21 protein-coding genes and 1 pseudogene are annotated in these 23,514 nt (G+C 73.9%); 12 read left to right on the top strand and 10 right to left on the bottom strand.

What is annotated here, in order from left to right:
• Window positions 1-50 precede the first annotated feature (50 nt).
• Window positions 51-1,433, bottom strand: coding sequence for a gluconate:H+ symporter (locus tag AB0G32_RS09420; RefSeq protein WP_361160519.1), 1,383 nt, complete (start codon window positions 1,431-1,433; stop codon window positions 51-53).
• Between the two features lie 220 nt (window positions 1,434-1,653).
• Here AB0G32_RS09420 and AB0G32_RS09415 point away from each other — a divergent pair, with 220 nt between their 5' ends.
• Complete coding sequence (locus AB0G32_RS09415) at window positions 1,654-3,435, top strand: ATP-binding protein (protein WP_361160516.1); 1,782 nt, start codon at window positions 1,654-1,656, stop codon at window positions 3,433-3,435.
• Window positions 3,432-4,121 carry a response regulator gene (locus AB0G32_RS09410; RefSeq protein WP_361160513.1) on the top strand — a complete coding sequence of 230 codons (690 nt, stop codon included), beginning with the start codon at window positions 3,432-3,434 and terminating at the stop codon, window positions 4,119-4,121. The genes AB0G32_RS09415 and AB0G32_RS09410 overlap by 4 nt, the downstream gene beginning before the upstream one ends.
• 96 nt (window positions 4,122-4,217) lie before the next feature.
• Here the strand turns inward: AB0G32_RS09410 and AB0G32_RS09405 are convergent, their stop codons facing one another.
• The 5 genes from AB0G32_RS09405 to AB0G32_RS09385 form a co-directional block, all read right to left on the bottom strand.
• Complete coding sequence (locus AB0G32_RS09405) at window positions 4,218-5,198, bottom strand: hydroxyacid dehydrogenase (protein ID WP_361160554.1); 981 nt, start codon at window positions 5,196-5,198, stop codon at window positions 4,218-4,220.
• Between the two features lie 95 nt (window positions 5,199-5,293).
• Entirely contained in the window at window positions 5,294-6,301 is a 1,008-nt protein-coding gene (locus AB0G32_RS09400; protein ID WP_361160510.1) for a carbohydrate ABC transporter permease, read from the bottom strand.
• Window positions 6,298-7,218: a sugar ABC transporter permease gene (locus AB0G32_RS09395; protein WP_361160507.1), complete on the bottom strand. Its 921-nt coding sequence runs from the start codon at window positions 7,216-7,218 to the stop codon at window positions 6,298-6,300. The genes AB0G32_RS09400 and AB0G32_RS09395 overlap by 4 nt, the downstream gene beginning before the upstream one ends.
• A 177-nt stretch (window positions 7,219-7,395) precedes the next feature.
• Window positions 7,396-8,736 (bottom strand): sugar ABC transporter substrate-binding protein, encoded by a 1,341-nt coding sequence (locus tag AB0G32_RS09390; protein ID WP_361160504.1) that lies wholly within the window; start codon window positions 8,734-8,736, stop codon window positions 7,396-7,398.
• 133 nt (window positions 8,737-8,869) lie between these two features.
• The gene (locus AB0G32_RS09385; RefSeq protein ID WP_361160501.1) at window positions 8,870-10,030 is read right to left on the bottom strand and encodes a substrate-binding domain-containing protein; all 1,161 of its coding nucleotides are present in this window, start codon (window positions 10,028-10,030) and stop codon (window positions 8,870-8,872) included.
• 172 nt (window positions 10,031-10,202) lie between these two features.
• Between AB0G32_RS09385 and AB0G32_RS09380 the strand changes: the two genes are divergently transcribed.
• The 4 genes from AB0G32_RS09380 to AB0G32_RS09365 are packed head-to-tail and all read left to right on the top strand — an operon-like array spanning window position 10,203 to window position 15,828.
• Window positions 10,203-12,653, top strand: a complete 2,451-nt coding sequence (locus AB0G32_RS09380) for a polysaccharide lyase 8 family protein (protein ID WP_361160498.1) — start codon at window positions 10,203-10,205, stop codon at window positions 12,651-12,653.
• On the top strand, window positions 12,650-13,372 hold the full coding sequence (locus AB0G32_RS09375; RefSeq protein WP_361160495.1) for a heparin lyase I family protein: 723 nt from the start codon (window positions 12,650-12,652) through the stop codon (window positions 13,370-13,372). Before AB0G32_RS09380 ends, AB0G32_RS09375 begins: the two co-directional genes overlap by 4 nt.
• Window positions 13,373-13,405: 33 nt before the next feature.
• Complete coding sequence (locus AB0G32_RS09370; protein WP_361160492.1) at window positions 13,406-15,187, top strand: beta-galactosidase family protein; 1,782 nt, start codon at window positions 13,406-13,408, stop codon at window positions 15,185-15,187.
• On the top strand, window positions 15,184-15,828 hold the full coding sequence (locus AB0G32_RS09365; RefSeq protein WP_361160489.1) for a glyoxalase: 645 nt from the start codon (window positions 15,184-15,186) through the stop codon (window positions 15,826-15,828). The genes AB0G32_RS09370 and AB0G32_RS09365 overlap by 4 nt, the downstream gene beginning before the upstream one ends.
• Here AB0G32_RS09365 and AB0G32_RS09360 read toward each other — a convergent pair.
• From AB0G32_RS09360 to AB0G32_RS09350, 3 genes and pseudogenes are all read right to left on the bottom strand, one after another.
• Window positions 15,758-16,216, bottom strand: coding sequence for a glutaredoxin domain-containing protein (locus tag AB0G32_RS09360; protein ID WP_361160551.1), 459 nt, complete (start codon window positions 16,214-16,216; stop codon window positions 15,758-15,760). The genes AB0G32_RS09365 and AB0G32_RS09360 overlap by 71 nt on opposite strands.
• Window positions 16,217-16,251: 35 nt before the next feature.
• Window positions 16,252-16,383, bottom strand: coding sequence for a hypothetical protein (locus AB0G32_RS09355; protein ID WP_361160486.1), 132 nt, complete (start codon window positions 16,381-16,383; stop codon window positions 16,252-16,254).
• Window positions 16,384-16,453: 70 nt separating this feature from the next.
• Window positions 16,454-16,864 (bottom strand): annotated as a pseudogene (locus AB0G32_RS09350) (hypothetical protein); the annotation flags it as partial.
• Window positions 16,865-16,893: 29 nt separating this feature from the next.
• Here AB0G32_RS09350 and argG point away from each other — a divergent pair.
• The gene (gene argG / locus AB0G32_RS09345; RefSeq protein WP_361160483.1) at window positions 16,894-18,339 is read left to right on the top strand and encodes an argininosuccinate synthase; all 1,446 of its coding nucleotides are present in this window, start codon (window positions 16,894-16,896) and stop codon (window positions 18,337-18,339) included.
• 42 nt (window positions 18,340-18,381) lie between these two features.
• On the opposite strand, the gene AB0G32_RS09340 is transcribed toward argG, so the two are convergent.
• Complete coding sequence (locus AB0G32_RS09340) at window positions 18,382-19,299, bottom strand: alpha/beta fold hydrolase (protein WP_361160480.1); 918 nt, start codon at window positions 19,297-19,299, stop codon at window positions 18,382-18,384.
• A gap of 119 nt (window positions 19,300-19,418) precedes the next feature.
• Between AB0G32_RS09340 and AB0G32_RS09335 the strand changes: the two genes are divergently transcribed.
• From AB0G32_RS09335 to AB0G32_RS09315, 5 genes are all read left to right on the top strand, one after another.
• Entirely contained in the window at window positions 19,419-20,024 is a 606-nt protein-coding gene (locus AB0G32_RS09335; RefSeq protein ID WP_361160477.1) for a TetR/AcrR family transcriptional regulator, read from the top strand.
• A gap of 134 nt (window positions 20,025-20,158) precedes the next feature.
• A complete protein-coding gene (locus AB0G32_RS09330) occupies window positions 20,159-20,920 on the top strand; it encodes a class I SAM-dependent methyltransferase (protein WP_361160475.1) in 762 nt (253 codons plus the stop codon).
• A 70-nt stretch (window positions 20,921-20,990) separates the two neighbouring features.
• Window positions 20,991-21,908, top strand: a complete 918-nt coding sequence (locus AB0G32_RS09325; protein ID WP_361160472.1) for a UbiA family prenyltransferase — start codon at window positions 20,991-20,993, stop codon at window positions 21,906-21,908.
• A gap of 62 nt (window positions 21,909-21,970) precedes the next feature.
• Window positions 21,971-22,618: an HAD family hydrolase gene (locus tag AB0G32_RS09320; RefSeq protein WP_361160470.1), complete on the top strand. Its 648-nt coding sequence runs from the start codon at window positions 21,971-21,973 to the stop codon at window positions 22,616-22,618.
• Between the two features lie 4 nt (window positions 22,619-22,622).
• Window positions 22,623-23,498 (top strand): DUF1932 domain-containing protein, encoded by an 876-nt coding sequence (locus AB0G32_RS09315; RefSeq protein WP_361160467.1) that lies wholly within the window; start codon window positions 22,623-22,625, stop codon window positions 23,496-23,498.
• Window positions 23,499-23,514 lie beyond the last annotated feature (16 nt).

The following is a 23,514-nucleotide window of genomic DNA, read 5'->3' as shown; positions in this document are numbered from 1 at the left end:
CCCTCCGGAGGGAGCCGGACCCGCACCCGCCCTCCGGGCGTTCGTCGTACTCAGGCGAACACCGACAGCAGCAGCGCCATCAGCAGTCCGCAGACGCTCACGATGGTCTGGATGGCGGTGTGCGACTTCGTGGCCTGGCCGAGGGTCATCCCGAAGGACTCCTTGACCAGCCAGAACCCGGCGTGGTTCACGTAGTTGAGGCCGATCGAGCCGGCCCCGATGGCCACCACCAGCAGCGAGGTGTGCAGGCTGCCGCCGTCCTGCGCGAGCGGGGCGAGGATGCCCGTCGCGGCGACGATGCCCACCGTGGCGGAGCCGGTGGAGAAGGACAGCAGCAGGGCCAGCAGCCAGCCCAGCACGATCACGTTGAGGTGCATGCCGGACGCCGCGTCCTCGACGGCCTTCCCGATCCCGGAGTCCTCCAGGACCTGGTTGAAGGCGCCGCCGCCCGCGATGATCAGCAGGATGCCGGCGACGGCCTTGAGGCTGTCCGTGAGCGAGGCGCGGATCGACTCGGCGGGCAGGCCGCTGCGGTAGCCGAGGGCGAACAGCGCGAAGAGGAACCCGGCGAGCATGGCGATCACCGGCTCACCGGTGAAGGCCAGCACGTGCCGCACCTGGCTGGTCTCGTCGCAGACCAGCTCCGCGACCGTGCGCAGCAGCATCAGGGCGACCGGCACCAGTACGGCGGCCAGCGCCCAGCCGGTGCGGACCTGGTTCGGGGCGCGGTCCGCGCCGTCCTCGTGCCCGGCGAACTTGGCGATCAGCTCCGGGTCGGGCCGCACGTCCAGGCGCGGCGCGATCCACCGGCCGTACACCGGTCCGGCGACGACGATCGTGGGGATCGCGCAGACCAAACCCACGGCGATGCTCAGCCCGAGGTTGGCGTGCAGGCCCTCCACCGCGACCAGCGGGCCGGGGTGCGGGGCGACCATGCCGTGCAGGGTGGCCAGCGCGCCGATGGCGGGCGCGGCCAGGTACACGTACGGGGAGCCGTTGATCCGGTGGGTGCGTTCCAGGCGCTGGGCCACGCTGAAGATCAGCGGGAGCAGCACGATCAGGCCGATCTCGAAGAACATCGGGATGCCGATGACGAAGGCCGCGCCGGTCACGTACCAGGGCAGTGCGCGGGGGCCCGCGCGGTCGACGATCAGGCGGGCGATGCGGTCGGTGGCGCCGGACGCCGACAGCAGCCGGCCCAGCATGGCGCCGAAGGCGAGGGTGACGCCGACGTCGCCGAGGATGCCGCCGGCGCCCGACTCCAGGGACTCGGCTATCTTCTCGGCCGGCAGGCCCGCGGCCAGCGCGGCGCCGACCGAGACCACCATCAGGGCGATGAAGGGGTGGAACCGGAGCCGGGAGTTGATCAGCGTGATCAGCGCGGCGATGGCCGCGGCCAGGATGACCAGCAGCGTCCACGTGTGGCCCGTCACAGCCGGCCTCCCGGCCGGCCGCCGGTGCCCGTGGCCGGGCCTGCTGGGGTGAGTACCGTCGTCATTGAAGAAACTCCTGGTCTGCGGCTCGTGATGTCCCGGCGGGAAGCTATCGGCCGGGTGCCGCGCGGCTCCAGGTTGTGCGCGTAACCCGTGAAACCCCTGATCCGCGCGTTGTGCGCGTTCTGTGCACGGTGTGCTCCGGGGTTACCGTCGGCGGGTGAGAATCGTCGAACGGCCAGGCCGGCCGCCGTCTTCGCGAGGGCGGCGGTTCGCGCGGACGCGGCTGCGGACGCAGGTGCTGGTGTCGCAGTGCGCGGTGGTCGCGGTCACCCTCGCCGCCGCGTTCGCCGCCTTCGCGTACTCCAACGAGCACCGGCTGGACCGGGAGTACCAGTTGCGGGCGCTCGCGGTGGCCCGGACGGTGGCCGCCGAGCCGTCGGTCCGGCAGGCCGCCGCCGCGTACTCCGCGGCCAACGACCGGCCGGGCGGCGGCGCGGCGGGCACCCCGCGCGCCACGCTCGCCGCGGGCCCGGCGCAGACCGTGGCCGAGGCGGCGCGGGCCCGGACCGGGTTCCTGTTCGTCGTCGTCACCGACGACCGGGGCATCAGGCTGGCCCACCCGGAACGCGCGCAGCTGGGCCGGAAGGTGAGCACCGATCCGTCCGGGGCGCTGTCCGGGCAGGAGGTGCTGGCGCGGCACCGCGCCCATCTCGGTGACGAGGTCGTCGCGAAGGTGCCGGTGTACGCGCCGGGGTCGGCCACCGAGGTGGTCGGCGAGGCGAACGCGGGGCTGGCCGTGTCCGCCGTACGGGCCCAGTTCCTGCGGGTCCTGCTCGGCGGTCTGGGCTGGCTGGCCGTCGCCCTGCTGCTCGGGGTCGCGGCGTCCGCGCTGCTGGCCCGGCGGTGGAAGCGGCTGACCCTCGGGCTGGAACCGGAGGAGCTGGCCGGTCTGGTGCAGGAACAGGAGGCGGTGCTGCACGGCATCGGCGAGGGGGTCCTCGCCCTGGACACCGCGGGCCGGGTCACCGTCGTCAACGACGAGGCGCGCCGGCTGCTGGCGCCGGCCGCCGCTCCCGGGCGGCACGTCGGCGAACTGGGGCTGACGCCCCGGGTGGCCGAGGCGCTGCGCGGCCCCGGGCGGGGGCCGGTCATGGCGGCCGTCGGGGAACGGGTGCTGGTGGTGTCGTCCCGTACGGTGCGCCGGGACGGCCGTGAGCTCGGCACGCTGCTGACCGTCCAGGACCGCACCGACGTGGAGTCCCTGACCCGGCAGCTCGACGCGGTGCAGGCGATGAGTTCGGCGCTGCGCGCCCAGCGCCACGAGTTCGCCAACCGGCTGCACGTGGTCTCCGCGCTGGCGCACGGCGGGCATCTCACCGAGACCACCGAGTACATCGACACGATCCTCGGGACGGGACCGCTCGGCGAGGCCCTGCCGGGCGTCGACGCGGTGAGTGACTCGTATCTGCGCGCCTTCCTGTCGGCGAAGGCCGCGCAGGCGCGGGAGAGCGGGGTGACCCTGGTGGTCGGCGGCGGCACCTGGGTGGCGGGCACCCTGGCCGCGCCCGTCGACGTGACCACCGTGTCCGGCAATCTCGTCGACAACGCGATCGAGGCCGCCCGGCACGGGCGGCGCACCCCGGCGCTCGTCGAAGTGGAACTCATGACGGAGGGCAGCACCCTGCTCATCACCGTCGCCGACAGCGGCGACGGGGTGTCCCTCAGTCCGGCGCGGGACGTGTTCCGCGAAGGCGTGTCGACCAAGCAGCACGCGTCGGTGGTCGGCGGCCGGGGCATCGGCCTCGCCCTGGCCCGGGGGATCGCCCGCGCCCGAGGCGGCGACGTGTACCTCGCGGAACCCGGCGGCCCGCCGTCCGCCGCCGAACTCGCCGAACCCGCCGAACCTGCCGCCGGGGCCGCCGGGCGGACGGGCGGACCGGTCGGCGGCGGCGCGGTGTTCGTGGCCCGGCTGCGCGACGTCATGGAGGCGGGCACGTGAGGGACCACGCCCTGGGCACCGAGCGGCCGCCGCTCTCCGTGCTCGTCGTCGACGACGACTTCCGCGTCGCCGGTGTCCACGCCGCTCTGGTGGCGGACGTGCCGGGCTTCACCGTGGCCGGTACCGCGCACACCGCCGCGGCGGCCCGGGAAGCGGCCGCCGGGACCTCCGTCGACCTGGCCCTCGTCGACGTGTACCTGCCCGACGGCTGCGGTGTCGATCTGCTGCGCCGCCTGGACTGCGACGCCTTCGTGCTCAGCGCGGCGGCCGAGGGCCCGGTGGTGCGCCGGGCGCTGTCGGCGGGCGCGCTGGCCTATCTGATCAAACCGTTCCCGCCGGAGCTGCTGGCGGAGAAGCTGCGGGGCTACGCCCGCTTCCGGCAGCTGACCGGGGCCCGGACCCTCGACCAGGGCGCCGTCGAGAGCGCGTACGGCGCGCTGCTGGACACCGCCGGCCGCCGCTCCGCGCGCCGGCCCACCGCCCGTACGGTGACGGGTGACGCGGTGCTGACGGCCGTACGCGACTCCGCGGCGCCGCTGTCCGCGGGGCAGGTCGGCGAACTGATCGGCGTCTCCCGCGCCACCGCGCAGCGCTACCTGGCCTCGCTGGTCTCCTCGGGTCTGCTGCGGATGAGCCTGCGCTACGGGACGACGGGCCGGCCGGAGCAGGAGTACCGGATGCCGTGACCGGCCTGCCTCGGACCCGGGCCTGCGGCACGCCCGGGACGGGTCGCGGCCTCCCCCGACCCCGGCATCTGGGCGCGGAGGGGACAGCGGCCTTCGTCAGGCCGTGCGGGCCAGTTCCTGGGCGGTCACCGGGTGGGCGAAGGGCCGGCCCCGCGCGTAGCGGCTGATCTCGGCGGCGGCGTGGTCGGCCATGCGGCCGAGTTCCCCGCCGAGCGAGCCCGCGATGTGCGGGGTGAGCAGCACGTTCGGCAGCCGGTACAGCGGCGAGTCGGCGGGCGGGGTGTCCGGCTCGGTGACGTCGAGGACCGCGTGGATGCGCCCGGACGCCAGCTGCGCGACCAGTGCCTCGGTGTCGACCAGGGAGCCGCGGGCGGTGTTGACGAGGGTGGCGCCGTCGGGCAGCAGCGCCAGCCGCCGGGCGTCGAATAGGTGCCGGGTCTCGGGCAGTTCGGGCGCGTGGATGGTCACAATGTCGCTGTGCCGGGCCAGTTCGTCGAGAGAGACCCGCCGCACTCCGAGGCGGGCGGCGTCCGCCGCGTCCAGGTAGGGGTCGTGCGCCAGGACGGTGAAGTCGAACGGGCGGAGCAGTTCGATCACCCGGCGACCGGTGCGGGAGGCGCCGACGACGCCGATCACCCGGCGGTAGTTGCCGTGCCCGGCGAAGTAGGGCAGCAGTGGGTAGCGGCCGCGCCGCTCGCGGTAGGCGCGGGCGCTGTCCAGGACCCGTTTGCCGGCCAGCAGGATCGCGGCGAGGGTGTACTCGGCGACCGGCAGCGCGTTGGCCGCGGCGGCGCTGGAGACCGCGATCCCCCGTTCCCACACCGCGTCGGTGACATGGTGCTTGACCGACCCGGCGGCGTGGACGACGGCTCGCAGCCGGGGCATCGCGGTGAGCGCCCGGCCGGTGAGCGGTGGGCACCCCCAGTGGGTGAGCAGTACTTCGGCCGCCGCGAGGGCGGGGGCGGCGGTCGGGTCGGCGAAGTCGGTGACCAGCAGGTCCGGCGCGAGGTCGGCGACCTCCCGGAGCCGGTCGACGGCGCCCTCGTGCCGCAGGGCGTCCCGGGTCTCACGCGACATGGCGAGGACCGTACGGGGGCGGCGCAGGCGGGCGCGGTCGGTGCCGCGGGGTGCGCGGGAGGTGTCCGGCGCCGTGTCGTCGGTCGCGGTCATCGTCACTTCACCGCGCCCGCGGTGAGGCCGGAGCGCCAGAAGCGCTGGAGGCAGACGAAGGCGACGACCAGCGGGACGACCGAGACCAGGGCCCCGACGATGGTGAGCATCGCGAACTCCGGGTTCTGCTGGGACGACTTGCTCCAGATCGCCAGGCCCAGGGTGACCGGGTAGAGCCGGTCGTCACTGAGCATGTACAGCGGCAGCACGAAGTTGTTCCAGCTGGAGGTGAAGGTGAACAGGAACAGGGTGACGAAGCCCGGGGCGAGCATCGGCAGTCCGACCGAGCGGAAGACCCGCCACTCGCCGGCGCCGTCCATCCGGGCGGCCTCGACGACCTCGTTGGGGATGTATCCCTCGGAGAACACCCGGGCCAGATAGACGCCGAACGGGTTGACCAGCAGGGGGACGAGCACCGACCAGTAGGTGTTGTCCAGGCCGGCCTTGCTGGCCAGCAGGTACTGCGGGAGCACCAGCACCGCGCTCGGGACCAGGACGCCGAGCAGCACCAGGCCGAACAGCTTCTCCTTGTGCCGGAAGTCGTACTTGTCGAAGGCGAAGCCGACGGCGGTGCTGACCAGGGTGGACGCCAGGCAGCCCACCCCGAAGTACAGGACGCTGTTGAGCAGCCAGCGCCCGAAGACGCCGTCGCCGTGGCCGAACAGCTCGCCCAGGTTGGCGAAGAGGTTGAAGTCGGCGAAGGTGAAGCCGCCGGTGCCGACCAGGTCGCCGTGGTCCTTGGTACTGGCGACCAGCAGCCAGGTCAGGGGCAGCAGGGTGTACAGGGCGAAGAGGGCGAGGAGGCCGTTGACCACGGCCTTGGAGGTCCAGGTGGCGTGGTGGGGGTTGGGGTGGGTGCGGAGGCGGGGGCGGGGGCGGGGGCCGGATCGTCCGGCTCCGGTCTTGGTTGCCGTTCCCGTTCCCGTTCCGGTCCCGGTTCCGGTCCGGGGGGTGCCGGCCGGTGCGGACGGGGGGCGGGTGGCGGACCCGGGGGTGATGTGCGTGCTCATGCTGCCTTCCAGCGGTTGCCGAGCTTGGTGACTGCGAAGGAGAGGGCGCCGGCCAGCACAGTGATCAGCAGCGCCGCGGCGGAGGCCAGGCCGGGGCGGTGGTCGACGAAGGCGGCCTTGTGCACGAACATCACCGGCGACCAGTCCCGGTTGACGCCCTCCGACTGCACGGTCAGCATGTACGGCTCGTTGAACAGCTGGATCGCGCCGACGCAGGTGAACAGGAGACTGAGGACGAGGGCGGAGCGGATGTGCGGCACCTTGATGCGCAGCGCGGTGCGGATCGCCCCGGCGCCGTCCACGGTGGCCGCCTCCAGGGTCTCCCGGGGGATCGCCTGGAGCGCCGCGTAGAGGATCACCATGTTGTAGCCGACGTAGTGCCAGGTCACGATGTTGACGACGGACGGCACGGCCATCGGGGCGGAGAAGAAGTCGACGGTGACGCCCAGGGCACCGAACCAGTCCATGACCGGGCTGAGACTCGGCGAGTACAGGTAGACCCAGATGATCGCCGCGATCACGGTCGGCACCGTGTAGGGCAGGAACAGGGCCAGTTGGAACAGCCGCTTCGCCCGGGCGGCGGCCGAGTCCAGCAGCAGGGCGAGGAGCAGCGCCGCGCAGGTCATGAGCGGGATGTACAACGCGACGTAGACGACGATGTGCAGGAAGGCGGCGCGCAGGGCCGGATCGCCGAGCGCGTCGGCGTAGTTGCCGAGTCCCGCGAAGACGGTCTCGGTGCCGCCGAAGCCGAGTCCGGAGGACTGCTCGCGAAAGAGGCTCGTCCAGACCGCGTAGCCGATCGGGGCGATCATGACCAGGGCGAAGAGGACGAAGAACGGGACCAGGTAGGCCGCGGCGGCGCGCCGCCTGACGGGCAGGGCCGTACGGCGGGCGGGCGGCGGGGCCGGGACTGTCATGGGATCTCCTGACCGGGGCACACCGCACCGGGGCGGGCGGGGCGGGGCGGGAATGTGGGGCGGTGGGGCGGTGGGGCGGTGGTGTGGGTTACTGCGGTGATGTGGGTGGCGCGGTGATGTGGGTGCCCCAGTGATGTGGGGGGGCGGTGCCGGCGCGGAGTGCGGGGCGGTGTCCGCTCAGTCCTGGCTGGTCTTCAGTCCCCGGTCGTCCAGCGCCTTCAGCGCCGCGCGCTGGGCCGCCTCGAAGCCGGCCGTCCAGCCGCCCCCGGCGACCGCGCCCTCGAACGCCTCGTTCACCGAGCCCTGCACCGGGCCCCAGGTCCAGCCCTTGACGACGCTGTCGACCTGCGCCGCCGCGACCTCGTACAGGTCGTTGGCGAAGTAGCCGTCGGAGACGTCGGCGAACTCGGCCGCCGCGACCTTCTGGAGCTCCGGGCCGGCGGGCAGGACACTGCTCGGTGCCTCGGCGTCGGCCAGCCGGGCCTGCATGGCGGCCGGGTCGGTGGTGAGCCACTCGATGAACTCCGTCGCCGCGTCGACGTGTTCGCTGCCCTTCGGTACGGCGAACGAGGTGCCGCCCCAGGTGCCGGTGGCCGGCGTCCCGTCCCAGGTGGGCAGCGGTGCCACCGCCCACTTGCCCTTCTGCTCCGGCAGTTGGGAGATGAGGCCGGCCCCGCTCCAGGGCGCCCCGATGAACGAGGCGACCTGTGACTTCTTCCGGGCGGTGCTCTCCTCCTCGCTCCACGCGGGGTGGTTGAGCACGAGGTCGTCGCGGACCAGACCGTCCCAGTAGCCGGCGACCTCGCGGGCCGGTGCGTCGTCGAGGTGCACGGTCCAGGCGTCGCCTTGCACGCCGAAGCCCTGCGAACCGACCTGCCAGGCCAGCCCGTTGATGAAGGGGATGTCACCGCCCTTGGGCGCGTTGAGGATACGGACGCTCTTGTCGGCGGCCTTGATCTTCTGGGCGGCCTTCTCGAACTCCGCCCAGGTGCGCGGTACCGCCACTCCGGCCTTCTCGAACAGGTCGGTCCGGTAGTAGAGGAGCTGCGGGGTGACGTCGAACGGCACGCCCCAGGTACGGCCGCCGGGGGTGACCAGGGAGCGCAGGCTCTCGGGGAAGGTCCCGACCAGCTCGCCGGCCTCCTCGGTCAGGTCCTCCAGGTTCCCCTGGCTGGCGAACTCGGGGAGCATCGCGTACTCCATGCCGACCACGTCGGGGGCGTTGCCGGCGTCGATGGCGCTGTCGATCTTGGAGTAGCCGTCGGTGCCGGCGGTGATCTCGGTGAACTCGACCTGGACGTCCTTGTGGGTGGCGTTGAACTTGGCGACGACGTCCTTGGTGCCGACCATCCACGACCACATGGTGAGGGTGACCGGCTTCCCGTCCGCCGCACCGGAGGTGCCGCCGTCCCCGCCGCCGCAGGCGGTGGCGAGGAGCGCGAGGCAGCCGGCGGCGGCCGTGAGAACGGCCCGGCGGGGCGCGCGGGGCATGCGGGGTCTGCGAAGGACGGGCTTCATGGCACTGGCTCCTCGATGAGCGAAGCAAGATGACCGACGGGGAATGCGGTCATCTTTCGGCCAGAACGATCGCCCGTCAAGAGCGAATGAACAATTCGATCAAAACAATCAACTTCGAGTCGATGCGATCAGCTCAGCGCGACGGCGGCGCGCAGGAGGCCCGCACCGTCAGCCTGGGCACCAGCGAGACATGCCGGCTCGGCGCCGCGGAGCGACCGCCGAGCCGCGCCAGCATCAGTTCCACGGCGGTCTCCCCCACCGCCTGCCGCGGCGGCGCCACCGCGGTGAGCGGTACGTCGGCCAGCGCCGCCATCTCGTCCTCGTACGCCACCAGGGACACGTCGTCCGGGATGGACAGCCCACGCTCGCGCAGGCGTTGCGCCACCCCGATCGCGGTCTGGTCGTTGTGCACGATCGCGGCGGTCACCCCGTCGTCGAGCACCGCCCGGTACAGCAGGCGCGCGGCGGCGTCCAGGCTGCGCGGGTCCTCCGGGTCGACGCTCACGGGGGTGAGCGCGGGCAGGCCGCGGGCTGTCACGGCGGCCTGGTAACCCTCGCGGACCTGCGGCGACGTCGGGTTGTCCTGGGCGAGCAGCGACATCCTGCGGTGGCCGAGACCGGCCAGGTGGTGCACGGCCGCGGCACCGCCGAGGACATGGTCGGAACGCGCGCTGTCCAGTTCGGCCAGCCGTCCGCCGAGCGGGACCCGCCGGTCCACCAGGACGGCCGGGACGCCGAGCGCCAGCACCTGCTCCTCCTGCTCGGGGCTCGGCACTCCGCGCTCCCAACTGGGTTGCAGCAGCAGGCCGTCGACCCCCGCGTCGAGCATCCGCCCGATCTGCGCGGTGTCCTCCTCGGACCGCCAGTGCGCGATCCCGAGCACCAGCCGGCCGCCGCGGGCGGTGATGGCGTCCTGGGCGCCCCGGACCAGTTCGGCGAAGTAGTGCTCCATGCTGGGCACCACCATGCCGAGCACCGTCCCGGCGGGTGCGGCGGCCGACGCCGCCTCGGCCGCGGGGTCGCCCTTCCGGGCGGATCCCGCGGGCCCGGATCCCGGGGACCCGGCCCCGGCAGGCCCCCGTCCGGCGGGCCCGGGGCCGGGCGCGGGCCGCGGCCAGGAGACCGAGCCGTGCAGCCTGGTCAGCCGTCCCTGTCCGGCCAGCGTCTCGACGTCGCGCCGCACCGTGACTGCGGAGACCGCGAGTTCCTCCGCCAGTTCCGTGACCCGCAGACTGCCTCGCCTGCGCACGATCTCCAGCACCCGTTCGTGGCGCTGATTGACATGCGACCGCATCCGTCGTCCTCCTGGTGATCCCCCGGTTCTTGCGCGTTCCACCGTACTCTAGTGATCGATTCTATCGAATTTTTCGTAGCTTACGTATTGAGCATCTTGTTCATCCCGTGCTAGAAACCCACCCACCCCCTTCCCTCCCCCCTCTCCCCTCCCCTCCGCCCCTGGAGACACCATGCCGACATCCTGGTCCCGCCGTGGCTTCGTCAAGGCGACGGGCGGTGCCGCCGCCGCGTTCGGCCTGGCCGGAACCGTCTCGGTCACGACGGCGAGCGGCACCGCCCGAGCCGCGGAGGCCGCCGACGAGTTCGGACAGCTGCGGAACACCTGGCGCGGGCTGGTCCTCGGGTCCGGTTTCAGCCCCACCGCCGAGCCGTTCGCCTCGAAACTGGCCCAGCTGGGCAGCAGCGCCGCGGCCTGGCGCGCCGCCATGAGCCCGACGGCCGGCTCCCTGTGGCCGGAGCTGGTCTGGCTGGACCCGGAACCCGACACCGACACCGCCTCGTACACCTACTCGGCGCAGATCCAGCTCACCTTCCAGCGGCTGCGGTCGATGGCCGAGGCGTACGCGCAGCCCGGCACCGGTCTCACCGGCGACGCCGGCTTCGCCCAGGACGTCGTGGCCGGTCTGCGCCACGTGGTCAGCGACGTCTACCACGCGGGCCAAGCCCGGTACGGCAACTGGTACAACTGGCAGATCGGCGGCCCGCAGGCGCTGCTGGACGCGGCGATCATCCTGCACGACCACGTCGACGACGAGCTGCGGGCCGCGATCACGGCGGCGGTCGGCGCGTTCGTACCGGACAGCGCGGTGGCGTCGTACTCGGGCACCTCCACCGGCGCCAACCGGGTGGACCTGTGCCGCACCATCGCGCTGAGCGGTCTGGTCGGCGACGACGCCGGCCGGCTCACGGTGGCCGCCGAGGCCCTCTCCCCCGTCTTCCCGTACGTCACCTCCGGCGACGGGCTCTACCGGGACGGCTCCTTCGTGCAGCACACCTGGGTGCCCTACGCCGGGTCCTACGGCGCCGACCTGTTCACCGGGCTCAGCCTGCTGTTCGCGCTGCTGGCGGGTTCGTCCTGGGAGATCACCGACCCGGCCCGGGAGAACTACTTCGACGCGGTGGAGCGGGCCTGGGCGCCGTTCCTGTTCAACGGGCTGTGCATGGACGCCGTCTCGGGCCGGGCGATCTCCCGGGGCGTGCCGCCGGGCACCTCCGCCGGGGCCAGCGACGACCATCTGCGCGGCCACTCGGTCATCGCCTCGATCGTGGCGCTCGGCCGGGCCGCGAGCGCCGAACAGAACGCCCGCTGGCGGGCGCTGGCCAAGGGCTGGATCCAGCGGGCGTACTTCAGCGCCCCGCACACCGATCCCATGCTGGGCGTCTACAAGCTGGCCCAGCTCCAGGAGGTGGTGGCCGACACCACCGTGAAACCGCTGCCCGAGCCCGTGGCGCACCGGCTCTTCCCGTCCCAGGACCGCGCGGTGCACCGCCGCCGGGGCTGGGCGGCCTGTCTGGCCATGGCCTCGGAGCGGATCGCGCACTACGAGTGGGGCAACGGGGAGAACCTGCGCGGCTGGCACACCGGGGCCGGCTGGCTGGCGTGGTGGGGTGACGACTTCGGCAACGAGCAGTACTCGGAAGGGTTCTGGGCGACCGTCGACCCGTACCGGCTGCCCGGCACCACCGTCTCGCGCAAGCCGCTCGCCGACGGCGAGGGCGGCCAGTGGGGGGCCGAGCGGCCGGCCGTGCGGTGGGTGGGCGGCACCACGGACGGCACGTACGCGGCGGTCGGCCAGCACCTCAAGGGGCTGTCCTCGACCCTTGAGGCCCGCAAGTCCTGGTTCTTCCTGGACGAGGGGATCGTCTGCCTGGGCGCGGGCATCACCGCGGCCGACGGCACGCCCGTCGACACGGTCGTCGACAACCGCCGGCTGGGCCCGGGCGGCGCCGAGACCCTGACCGTGGACGGCCGGCGCATGCCCGGCGAGCCCGGCTGGACCCGGACGCTCCCGGACCCCGGCTGGGCGCACCTCGCCGGTCACGGCGGGTACGTCTTCCCGGCGGGCGGCCGGGTCACCGCGCTGCGCGAGGAGCGCACCGGCCGCTGGAGCGACATCCGGACCGGGGCGTCCACCGAGCCGGTCACCGACCGCTACCTCACCCTGTACGTCGACCACGGCACCGACCCGGCCGACGCCTCCTACGCGTACGTCCTGCTGCCCGGCGCCAGTGCCACCCGTACCGCCGCCCGCGCCGCCGGTGCCCGGACCCTGCTGCGCACCCTGGTCAACACGCCCGAGGCGCAGGGCGTCCAGGTGCCCGCCCTCGGTCTCACCGCCGTCAATTTCTGGGCCGCGGGCACGGCCTGCGGCCTCACCGTGAGCGCGCCCTGCTCGGTGCTGGTCCGGCACGGGCGGGGCGGCACCGCCACGGTGTGCGTGGCCGATCCGGCCCGTGCGCTCACCGCGCTCACCGTCACCTGGGAGCACCGGGTCACCTCGGTGGTCTCCCGGCCCGGCACGGTCACGGCGGCGGTACCCGGCCGGGAGCTGACCCTGACCTTCGGTGCTCTCACCGCCGAGGCGGGCGCCACCCAGCAGACACTGGTGAGGACCGCGTGAGCGCCCGGACGCGGTACGCCGCCGCGCTCCTGACCGGGCTGCTCTGTCTCGCGCTGCCGGCCACCCCGGCGCACGCCGCGCCGCTCTGGGACGGCGACGCGGCCGGCGGCACGGGGGTGTTCGGCAGCGTGGAGTGCGACGCGCCCGGCAGCCTGGTCACCGCCGCGGGCCAGGACGGGCACGGCACGATCTTCCGCTACACCAAGCCGAGCGGTCCCATCCGGTGCGAGAGCCGGGGCATCGCGGTGGGCGGCACCCGGTACGCGTTCGCGCCGGACGCCACCTACTGGCTCGGCTGGGAGTCCCAGCTGTCCACGGTGAGCGGCGACTTCGTGATCTGGCAGTGGAAGTCGTATCCGAACGCCCAGCAGAACTATCCCCTGATCATGACGGTGAAGAACGGTTCGGTGCGGCTCTTCCACGTGGACACCGACGCCGCCTGGCACCTGATCTGGTCGGCGCCGGTCGCGGCCGGGCAGTGGCGGCGCTACGCCCTCGGCATCCGCACCTCGGCGTCGGCGGCGGCCGGCTGGGTGGAGCTGTACGCCGACGGCGTCCGGCAGACCTTCGCCGACGGCTCCACCCGGTACGCGGCCCGCACCTGGGACAGCGCGAACGAACCCAAGTGGGGCGTCTACGACCGGGACACCCCCGAGAGCAGCGCCGTCCACCGGATCGACGGGCTGCGGGTGGGCACCGCCTACCCGGACGTCGACTGAGCCCCCGTACGCACACCCGGAGGACCCGTTCCGATGAACGCATCACCCACGCCCGCCTTCGCGGTGACCGACGGCGGTTTCGAGCTGGCCGGGCGGCCGGTGCGGCTGCTGTCCGGCGCCCTGCACTACTTCCGGGTGCACGAGGACCAGTGGCCGCACCGGCTCGGCATGCTCCGCGCGATGGGCCTCAACTGCGTGGAGACATACGTGCCGTGGAACCTGCACGAGCCGTCGCCCGGCCGCTACCGGGACCCGGAGGCGCTGGGCCGGTTCCTGGACGCGGCGCGGGCGGCGGGACTGTGGGCGCTGGTGCGGCCGGGGCCGTACATCTGCGCCGAGTGGGAGAACGGCGGCCTGCCGCACTGGCTGACCGGCGCGGTGGGCGGCCGGCTGCGCACCAGGGACCCGGCGTACCTGGAACCGGTGCGGCGCTGGTTCGCCCGGCTGCTGCCGCAGGTGGTGCGGCGGCAGGCGGACCGGGGCGGGCCGGTGCTGATGGTGCAGCTGGAGAACGAGTACGGCAGTTACGGCTCGGACCGGGAGTACCTGCGCGAACTGGCCGCGCTGCTGCGGGAGTCGGGGGTGACGGTGCCGTTGTTCACCTCCGACGGGCCGGAGGACCACATGCTCACCGGGGGTTCGCTGCCGGGTGTCCTGGCCACCGTGAACTTCGGCTCGGACGCCGCCGGTGCCTTCGCGGCCCTGCGCCGGCACCGGCCGGCGGGTCCGCTGATGTGCATGGAGTTCTGGTGCGGCTGGTTCGCGCACTGGGGCGAGACGTCCGCGCCGCGGGACGCCGGTGCCGCGGCGGCCGAGCTGCGGGCGGTGCTGGAGCACGGCGGTTCGGTGAACGTCTACATGGCGCACGGCGGCACCAGCTTCGGCGGCTGGGCGGGCGCCAACCGCACCGGCGACCTGCACGACGGGGACTTCCGGCCCACGGTGACCTCGTACGACTACGACGCGCCGATCGACGAGAGCGGCCGGCCCACCGAGAAGTTCTGGCTCTTCCGCGAGGTGCTCGCCGAGTACGCCGAGAGCCCGCCGCCGGAGCTGCCCGCCCCACTGCCGGTGCTCGCGGCGCCGGCCACCGCCGTACTGGACGCCTGGGTGCCACTGGACGAGGTGATCGACACCCTGGGCGGTCCGGAGCGGACCTTCGGCACCGCCCCCGCCTTCGAGGAACTGGACGTCGACCGGGGTCTGGTCCGCTACCGGGCCCGGCTGCCCGGACCCCGCCCGGCGCTGCCGCTCACCCTCCCCGGCGCCCGGGACGCGGTCCGGCTGACCGTGGACGGCGTCCCCGTCGCGCCGGGCACGCCGGTGCCGGGCCCCGCGACGGTGGAGATCCAGGTGGAGTCCCTCGGCCGCGTCAACTACGGGCCCCGGCTGGGCGAGCCCAAGGGCCTGACCGGCGGCATCCTGCACGAGCGGCAGTATCTGCACGGGGTGACGGCCCGCGGCCTGCGGCTGGACGCCTTCGACGACGCGGAGGCCGTCGCGGCGCTGCCGTTCCGCCCGCCGTCCGGGGGCGGCCCCGGCCTCTACCGGGGCGTCCTGCGCGTCCCGGCCCCCGGGGACGCCGTACTGGAGCTGCCGGACGCGGGCCGGGGCGTCGCCTGGCTCAACGGCTTCTGCCTCGGCCGCTACTGGTCGGCCGGCCCGCAGACCTCGCTGTACGTGCCCGGTCCCGTGCTGCGCGCCGGCCGCAACGAGCTGTGGCTGCTGGAGACGGAGGCCCCGGACGGCGGCCCGGCATCGGTCAGTTTTCGAGAAGCCGTGCTGACACCGCCGCGCCTAGCGTGCACGGCATGACCTCACTCGCCTCCGTCACCCTCGAGGTGGCCGACCTTACGGCCGCCGAGCAGTTCTATGCCGCCGCGTTCGCACTGGGTGCCCGGATCGGTCTGCGGCCCGCCCAGGCGCCGACGACCGGCTTCCGCGGCTTCGCCCTGTCGATCACCGTGGCCCAGCCGGCCGACGTGGACGGCTTCACCCGCTCCGCGCTCGACGCCGGCGCCACCTCGCTCCGGCCGGCCGAGAAGTCCCTGTGGGGCTACGGCTCCGTCGTCCAGGCCCCGGACGGCACCATCTGGAAGCTCGCGACCTCGGCGAAGAAGGACACCGGACCGGTCTCCCGGGAGATCGGCGCGCTCGTCCTCCTGCTCGGAGTCGAGGACGTGAAGGCGAGCAAACGGTTCTACGCCGAGCAGGGCCTGACCGTGGCGAAGAGCTTCGGCGGCAAGTACGTCGAGTTCGCCGCCGACGCGTCCAGCCCCGTCCAACTGGCCCTCTACAAGCGCCGGGGGCTGGCCAAAATCGCCGGCCTGCCCGAGGCGGGCAGCGGCTCGCACCGGATCGTGCTCGGCGGCACCGGCCGGTCCTTCACCGACCCGGACGGGTTCGGCTGGGAAGCCCCGGTAGCTGCCGGCGCACCCACTCCGGATCGGGGTTGACGTGGGAGCGGCCCGCCACGACGACCGTCGGCACGGTCTCGTTCCCGTCGTTGACCGCGCGTACCGCCGCTGCCGCCGCCGGGTCGCGCCAGATGTCGACCCAGTGCAGCCGGCGGGCGTCCCGGCCCAGCCGGAGGCGCAGCCGCAGACAGAACTTGCAGCCACCGCGCCAGTAGACGACCGGCCCACCGTCCGCCTCGCTGCGGCGGCGCGCCTCCGCCGCGCCGGTCGACCTGGGAAAGATCAGTGGCGAGTAGACGGCCGCGAGCAGCAGGAACAGCGCCAGGAGCCCGGCGGCCACCGCGACGTTCCCCTCGCGGGCCGGCCCGGCCGCGACGAGCGCGCCGCACAGCACCAGCAGTATCGGCAGGAACCAAGCGCGTGTCATGAGGCCGCAGGTTAGCGGGTCCGGACCCGCGCCGGTCAGCCGTACCGCGGCTGCCGCATGGCGTCCTGGACCTGCCGCACGGCGTCGTCCAGGCCGGCCAGGCCGGCCACCGCCTCGGCCGCGGCCTGGAGCATGCCGTCGGTGACCCGCGCGGCGCGGGCCACCACCGCGCCAAGGCCGATCCCCGGGGTAGACCAGGGCGTTGTTGGCCTGGCCGATGACATGGGTGGTGCCGTTCAGTTCCACCGGCGGGAGCGGGACACCCGCCGCGACCAGTGCCCGGCAGGCCGACCGCGCCCGTGCGGACGGCCGGCTTGCCCACCGAGATCTGTGTGCCGCCCACGCCCCAGTCGCCGGGGCCCGGCTCCAGGGCCGCGGGGGCGCCGGTAGCAGCTCGGTGAGGTGGTCGGCCGGCAGTCGGTGGTAGAGCACCTCGTTGCGGTCGTGGAGCTGTTCCAGGGCGACGTTCTTCGCCAGGTCGTCGGGCTGGGCCCGGACCTGCGCCCAGGCCCGGGGGCAGCATGCCCACCAGTCCGATCCTCCCGGCGACGAGCGGCGTCGACCGGTGCCGGCCGGTGGTCGCGCGACCGGGTCCCCGACGGCCGTTCCGGGTAAACGGCCGTGGCCCTGACGAGGGCGACTTTGCATGTTCATACGTTGCCCTGCATAATCAATCCATGTCCAAGGTCCTCACTTCCCTCCCGGCCGGCGAGCGCGTCGGCATCGCCTTCTCCGGCGGCCTCGACACCTCGGTCGCGGTCGCGTGGATGCGCGACAAGGGTGCCGTCCCGTGCACCTACACCGCCGACATCGGCCAGTACGACGAACCCGACATCGCGTCGGTGCCGGGCCGCGCCAAGAACTACGGCGCCGAGGTCGCGCGACTGGTCGACTGCCGCGCGGCACTCGTCGAGGAGGGCCTGGCCGCGCTCGCCTGCGGCGCGTTCCACATCCGCTCGGGCGGGCGGGCGTACTTCAACACCACGCCGCTCGGCCGCGCCGTCACCGGCACCCTGCTGGTCCGGGCGATGCTCGAGGACGACGTGCAGATCTGGGGCGACGGCTCGACGTTCAAGGGCAACGACATCGAGCGGTTCTACCGGTACGGCCTGCTGGCCAACCCGAATCTGCGGATCTACAAGCCGTGGCTGGACGCCGACTTCGTGACCGAGCTCGGCGGCCGCAAGGAGATGTCCGAGTGGCTGGTCGCCCACGACCTGCCCTACCGCGACAGCACGGAGAAGGCGTACTCCACCGACGCCAACATCTGGGGCGCCACCCACGAGGCGAAGACCCTGGAGCACCTGGACACCGGCGTGGAGACCGTCGAGCCGATCATGGGCGTGCGGTTCTGGGACCCGTCGGTCGAGATCGCCGCCGAGGACGTGACGATCGGTTTCGAGCAGGGTCGCCCGGTCACCATCAACGGCAAGGAGTTCGCCTCCGCCGTCGACCTGGTGATGGAGGCCAACGCCATCGGCGGCCGGCACGGCCTCGGCATGTCGGACCAGATCGAGAACCGGATCATCGAGGCCAAGAGCCGCGGCATCTACGAGGCACCGGGCATGGCGCTGCTGCACGCGGCGTACGAGCGGCTGGTCAACGCGATCCACAACGAGGACACCCTCGCCCACTACCACACCGAGGGCCGGCGCCTCGGCCGGCTGATGTACGAGGGCCGCTGGCTGGACCCGCAGGCGCTGATGGTGCGCGAGTCGCTCCAGCGCTGGGTCGGCGCGGCCGTCACCGGCAAGGTGACCCTGCGGCTGCGGCGCGGCGAGGACTACTCGATCCTCGACACCACGGGCCCGGCGTTCAGCTACCACCCGGACAAGCTGTCCATGGAGCGCACCGAGGACTCGGCGTTCGGTCCGGTGGACCGGATCGGCCAGCTCACCATGCGCAACCTGGACATCGCCGACTCCCGGGCCAAGCTGGAGCAGTACGCCGGGATCGGTCTCATCGGCACCGCCAACCCCGCCATCGGCGCGGCCCAGGCGGCCGCGACCGGCCTGATCGGCACCATGCCGGAGGGCGGCGCCGAGGCGATCGCCTCCCGCGGCGAGGTCTCCGGTGCGGACGAGCTGCTGGACCGCGCGGCGATGGAGGCCGGCACCGACTGACCGGGGCACCGCACCGGCTGAGGCGCGGGCCCGGTCCGCGCCTCAGCCGACGGAGTCCATGAAGTCCAGCATGCTGCGGTTGACCGGGTCCGCGTGGTCGATCCCCGGGCCGTGGCCCGTGCCGGGCACGATCTCGGCGCGGGCGCCCGGCACCAGCCGGGGCACCCGCTCGGCCTGCCGCCGCGGATGCACGAGCAGGCTGCGCTCGCCGAGCACCAGGTAGAGCGGGACCCGGACGGCGGACAGCTCGTCCTCGGTCAGCGGTACGGGCACCGGGCGGCGGATGCGGTAGGCACGGCCGGCCGCCCTGATCATCGCCCGCAGCTCCGGCACGACCAGGACCGGCTGGTCCAGCCAGGCCGCGAGCCGCGGCCGCAGCGCCCGGGGCGCGGAGGTCGCGAACAGGCTCGCGAAGATCCAGAGGAAGAAGCGCGGTCCCACCTTCTCCAGTCCGCCGGGGTCGAGCAGGGTGACCGACGCGAGCCGGCCCGGAGCGCGGTGCGCCTGGTTGAGGGCGAGCCAGCCGCCGTAGGAGCTGCCGACCAGGTGCACCCGGTCCAGTCCCAGCCCCGCGAGGGTCTGCGCCAGCCACCGCGCGGCATCCTCGGGCCGGTGGATCGGTGCCCGCTGGACACTGCGCCCGGGATCGCCCGGGGTGTCCACCGCGTAGACGGGGCGTTCGGCGCTGAGCGCGGGCGTGTTGGGGTACCACATGGCGGAGCAGGAACCCGCGCCGTGCACCAGGACGACCGGGGTGCGGGACGCGGCGGCGGGGTCGTCGGGGCCGTACCGGTAGACGTGCGTGGTGCCCGCGGCGGTCTCCACCCGGTGCTCGGCCAGCGCGGGCGCGCCCAGGGCGTAGACCGCGTCGCAGGCCGCGAAGTAGCGCTCACGTCGGGCATCGTCCGTGTAGCGGCCGACGGTCGGCCGCGGACGGGCTGTGGTCCGGGACACGGGCACCTCCGGGGTTCGTGTGCGTTGTGATACGACCGTACCAGCAAAATGGTACGGCTGTATCATTACCCGGCCCGCGGCGATGCGGCGGCGCAGACGACGAGCGACGAGCGGGAGAGACGGCGATGCCCAAGCACGTGGACCACGCGGAGCGGCGTGCCCAGATCGCCCGGGCCCTGGTCCGCGTCGCCGGGCGGGAGGGACTGCACGCGGTGGGGATGCGCGACGTGGCGGCCGAGGCGGGCGTGTCACTGCGGCTGGTGCAGTACTACTTCGAGACCAAGGAGAAGCTGCTGCTCTTCGGCCTCGAACAGCTCACCGAGCGGTTCCGGGAGCGGGTCGCCGCCCGGTTCGCGGCGGCCGGGCCGGACCCCGGGCCGCGGGCCGGCGTGGAGGCGCTGCTGATGGCGGCCCTGCCCACGGACGAGGAGAGCCGTACCTTCCACTACGTCTACACCTCGTACGCCGTGCTGGCCGTGCGGGACCGGGCGCTGGCCGCCCAGCCCTTCGTCAAGGACCCCGACGCGGCGGAGGACGCGCTCGCCGGGCTGCTGCGCCGGGCGCGCCAGGACGGTCTGCTCCGCCCGGACGTGGACCCCCGGCAGGAGGCGGCCGGTCTGCTCGCGATGTCCGCCGGGCTCGGCACGGGGGTGCTGGTCGGCCAGCGCAGCGCGGAGTCGGCGGCCGCCGTGCTGCGCCACCACCTGGACCTCGTCTTCGCGACGCCCTGAGGGCCCCGGCCCCGGGGCCGGCGAGTCAAGAGCGCGGTACCCGGTGCCGGATGCGGCGGCCGGTCGTTGTTGACACCGAGGGCCGGACGCCATGCCCGGCGGCCCCGGCCGTACCGCGACCGACTCGGAGTCCGATGATCGCCGACATGCCCCGGGGCGGCCCCGACGCGGCCCGCTGGGACCGCAGGTTCGAGACCGGCCGCGCGGAGTACATCGACCGGCCCGACACCCCCGAGCAGGGCCTGCGGGCGCTGCGCGGGCTGGACCGCTTCCACCGGCTGACCCGCGGCTACCGGTCCTTCTGCCGGCTGACCCTCGCGCAGGCCCGTGACGTCCCCGCGCCGGCCGTCCTCGAACTGGGCGCGGGACTGGGCCGGCTCACCCGTCATCTCGTCGACCGGCACCCCGCGGTCCGGGTCACCGTGAGCGACGTCGACCCCGGCGTGGTCGAGCTGATCCGCCGCGGACCGCTGGGCTCCCATCCCCGGGTGACGCCCGCGGTGCTGGACGCCACGTCGATCGAGGCCGCGGACGGCGCCTTCGACGTGGCGGTGCTGACCATGTCGCTGCACCACCTGCCGGCGCCGGGGGTGGTGGCCCTGCTGGCGGAGGGCACCCGCGTCGCACGGCGGCTGCTGATCATCGACGGCTGGCGCCACCCCGCCTATCTCGCCGTCGCGCCGCTGCTCTGGCTGACCGGCGGCCGGCCGCACCTGCACGACGGGCTGATCAGCCTGCGCAAGCTCTACAGCGCGAAGGCGCTGCACGCGCTGGCCGCCGCGGGCGCGCCGGCCGTGACGGTGCGCACGCGTTTCGCCCCGCCCGGATACCTGGTGGCGGTGGCCACCCGGGACCGGCCCACGCCGTCCGGTGCGCCCTCGGCACGAACGGGGTGACGGGGCCTCGTCCCGTGTGCCGTGCCGGCCTCGCGGCCGCTTCCCCGCCCCTCACCCCAGGACGGCTCCCATGACCTCCGTGGCCGCACCGGCCAAGGCGCTCTTCGCGTTCTCCCGCGGCACCCAGGCCACCTTGAGCGTCGCCCAGCCGCTGATCGCTGCGCTGCTCGCCGACGACCGTCCGGCGGCGCCGCGGCTCGCGGCCGCCGCGCTCGCCGCGTTCGCCGGTTTCTTCGCCGTCTTCGCCCTCAACGACGTGCTCGACATCGACATGGACCGGCGGCGCTTCGCGCAGCCGCGCCCCTACGAGGGGACCGACCTCGACAGTGTCGGCGGACGGCACCCGCTGGCCCAGGGCCGGCTGTCCCGGCGGGCGGCCCTCAGCTGGATCGGCGGCCTCGGTCTGGTCGCCGTCGTCATCACCGCGCTGCTCGGCCGGGTGTGCGTGGCACTGTTCGCCGTGGCCGTCCTGCTCCAGGTGCTCTACTGCCGGCCGGCCACCGTGACCCCGTACAAGTTCCTGGTCAGTGGTGTGATGGTGGCGGTGGGCGGCTCGGTCGGCTGGTTCGCGGTGTCCACCGTCGTCGACCCGCTGCGGCTGGGCCTGTTCATGGTGTGGATGGCCGCGTGGGAGATCGGCGGCCGCAACATCCCCAACGACCTCGCCGACCTCGACGAGGACCGCCACCTCGGCATCCGGACCCTGCCCGTGGTCCTCGGGCCCCGCGCCGGCGCCGCGGTGGCCTGCGTGTTCCTGCTCGTGGCCGGCGCGGCGAGCTGCGCCCTGGCCTGGGTGGCGCTGCCCTCCTTCGGCCCGCCGGGGCTGGTCGGCACGGTGCTGGTGACGGCCGCCACCGTGGTCCGGCCGGGTCTGGCCCTGCTGCGTCGCGCGCGGCCGCCGGTCGCCCTGGCGGTGTTCAACCAGGCGTCGTTCCAGCCCGTGGGGGTGCTGGCGGTCCTCGCCGTCGGGCTGGCCACCACCGGCTGACCCGGCCCGCCCGCGCGGGTGCCCGAAGAGGGCGACGGGGCGCTGAGGTTAAGGTCGGTGCCATGCGCCTCGCCCTCTTCGACCTGGACGGCACCCTGGTCGACCGCCGTGCCGCCTTCGCGGACGCGATAGCCGATCTGGTCCACGACCACGGCTACGGACCGGAGATCGAGCGGTGGCTGCGGACCGAACTCGCCGACACCGCCGACCGCGAGGACTTCGTCCGCCTGCGGGAGGTCTTCGGCGTCGGCGAGGACCCCGGCCATCTGTGGCGCGTCTACGTCGACCGGATGGCGTCCGCCGTCAGTTGCCGCCCCGCCGTCCTGGACAGTCTGGCCGCGCTGAAGGAGGCCGGCTGGAGCGTCGGCGTGGCCACCAACGGGGCCAGTGACATCCAGCGCGCCAAGGTAGCGGCCACGGGCCTCGCCGAACTGGTCGACGGCATCGCCGCCTCCGGCGACATCGACGTCCGCAAGCCGGACCCGCGGCTGTTCGAACTGGCCGCGGCCCGCTGCGGCACCCAGCTGTCCGCCGGTGACTGGATGACCGGGGACAACCCGGAGACCGACATCGCCGGCGGCACGGCGGCCGGTCTGTGTGCCATCTGGGTACGCGGCCGCCCCTGGCCGGACGGCCTGACCGCGCCCCACCACACCGTCGACGACGTCACCGAGGCCGTCGGCCATCTGCTCGCCCACGCCCAGGAGTAGCACCGTGTCCCACCAGCCCGTCGTAGGCATCCTCCACCCCGGCAGCATGGGTGCGGCCGTCGCCGCCTGCGCGGCGGCGGGCGCCGCCGCCGTCCTGTGGTGCACGGACGGACGCAGCCCGGCCAGCGCGCACCGCGCCGAACGGTTCGGCCTCCAGCCCGTGCCCACCCTGCGGGAACTGGCCGACCGCGCCGACATCGTGATCAGCCTGTGCCCGCCGGCCGCCGCCGAGGACCAGGCCCGCGAGATCGCCGGGCTCGGGTTCACCGGCGTGTACGTGGAGGCGAACGCCGTCAACCCGGAGCGCACGGCGCGGATCGCCGCCCTGTTCCCGCCGCCGGCCACCGTCGTGGACGGCGGGGTGATCGGCGCCCCGCCGGTGGGCGGCAGCCGGCCGGCGCTGTACCTGTCCGGGCCGGAACCCGAGACCACGGCGGTGGCCCGGCTGTTCGACGGCACCGCCGTGCGCGCCGAGGTGCTGGGACCCCGGATCGGACAGGCGTCGTCGCTGAAGCTCGCCTACGCCGGTTTCCAGAAGGTCAGCCGGGTGCTGGTCGGGCTGTCCTACGCGCTGGCCCACGAGCACGGCGTCGAGGGGGAACTGCGGGAGATCGCCCGCCGCCGCTCGGACACGTACCTGGCCGAGCCGGAGCAGGTGGCCTCGGCGGCGGCCCGGGCCTGGCGGTGGGGTCCGGAGATGGACGAGATCGCCGACACCCTCGAAGCGGCCGGGCTGCCGCCCCAGTTGCTGCGGGCGGCGGCCAGCACGCTGGAGCGGTGGCACGACAGCAAGGACGACGCCGGCCTCACCCTCACCGACGCGCTGGGCCGGCTCGCCGCGCCCGAGCGGACCCGGGACGCCCCGCCCGGGCCCCAGTAGCGACCACGGTGCGGTG

It is taken from the genome of Streptomyces sp. NPDC023723, assembly GCF_040639815.1.
GTDB lineage: Bacteria > Actinomycetota > Actinomycetes > Streptomycetales > Streptomycetaceae > Streptomyces.
Note: the sequence above shows the minus strand (reverse complement) of the source record. Positions and strands in the feature narration are given on the sequence as shown.

Bases quoted from the DNA above. Each gene is read 5' to 3' on its own strand.
- AB0G32_RS09390 (WP_361160504.1), bottom strand. From the start codon at position 8,736: ATGAAGCCCGTCCTTCGCAGACCCCGCATGCCCCGCGCGCCCCGCCGG.
- AB0G32_RS09335 (WP_361160477.1), top strand. From the start codon at position 19,419: ATGCCCAAGCACGTGGACCACGCGGAGCGGCGTGCCCAGATCGCCCGG.
- AB0G32_RS09385 (WP_361160501.1), bottom strand. From the start codon at position 10,030: ATGCGGTCGCATGTCAATCAGCGCCACGAACGGGTGCTGGAGATCGTG.
- AB0G32_RS09320 (WP_361160470.1), top strand. From the start codon at position 21,971: ATGCGCCTCGCCCTCTTCGACCTGGACGGCACCCTGGTCGACCGCCGT.
- AB0G32_RS09400 (WP_361160510.1), bottom strand. From the start codon at position 6,301: ATGAGCACGCACATCACCCCCGGGTCCGCCACCCGCCCCCCGTCCGCA.
- AB0G32_RS09395 (WP_361160507.1), bottom strand. From the start codon at position 7,218: ATGACAGTCCCGGCCCCGCCGCCCGCCCGCCGTACGGCCCTGCCCGTC.
- AB0G32_RS09360 (WP_361160551.1), bottom strand. From the start codon at position 16,216: ATGACACGCGCTTGGTTCCTGCCGATACTGCTGGTGCTGTGCGGCGCG.
- AB0G32_RS09325 (WP_361160472.1), top strand. From the start codon at position 20,991: ATGACCTCCGTGGCCGCACCGGCCAAGGCGCTCTTCGCGTTCTCCCGC.
- AB0G32_RS09370 (WP_361160492.1), top strand. From the start codon at position 13,406: ATGAACGCATCACCCACGCCCGCCTTCGCGGTGACCGACGGCGGTTTC.
- AB0G32_RS09405 (WP_361160554.1), bottom strand. From the start codon at position 5,198: ATGTCGCGTGAGACCCGGGACGCCCTGCGGCACGAGGGCGCCGTCGAC.
- AB0G32_RS09380 (WP_361160498.1), top strand. From the start codon at position 10,203: ATGCCGACATCCTGGTCCCGCCGTGGCTTCGTCAAGGCGACGGGCGGT.
- AB0G32_RS09365 (WP_361160489.1), top strand. From the start codon at position 15,184: ATGACCTCACTCGCCTCCGTCACCCTCGAGGTGGCCGACCTTACGGCC.
- argG (WP_361160483.1), top strand. From the start codon at position 16,894: ATGTCCAAGGTCCTCACTTCCCTCCCGGCCGGCGAGCGCGTCGGCATC.
- AB0G32_RS09330 (WP_361160475.1), top strand. From the start codon at position 20,159: ATGATCGCCGACATGCCCCGGGGCGGCCCCGACGCGGCCCGCTGGGAC.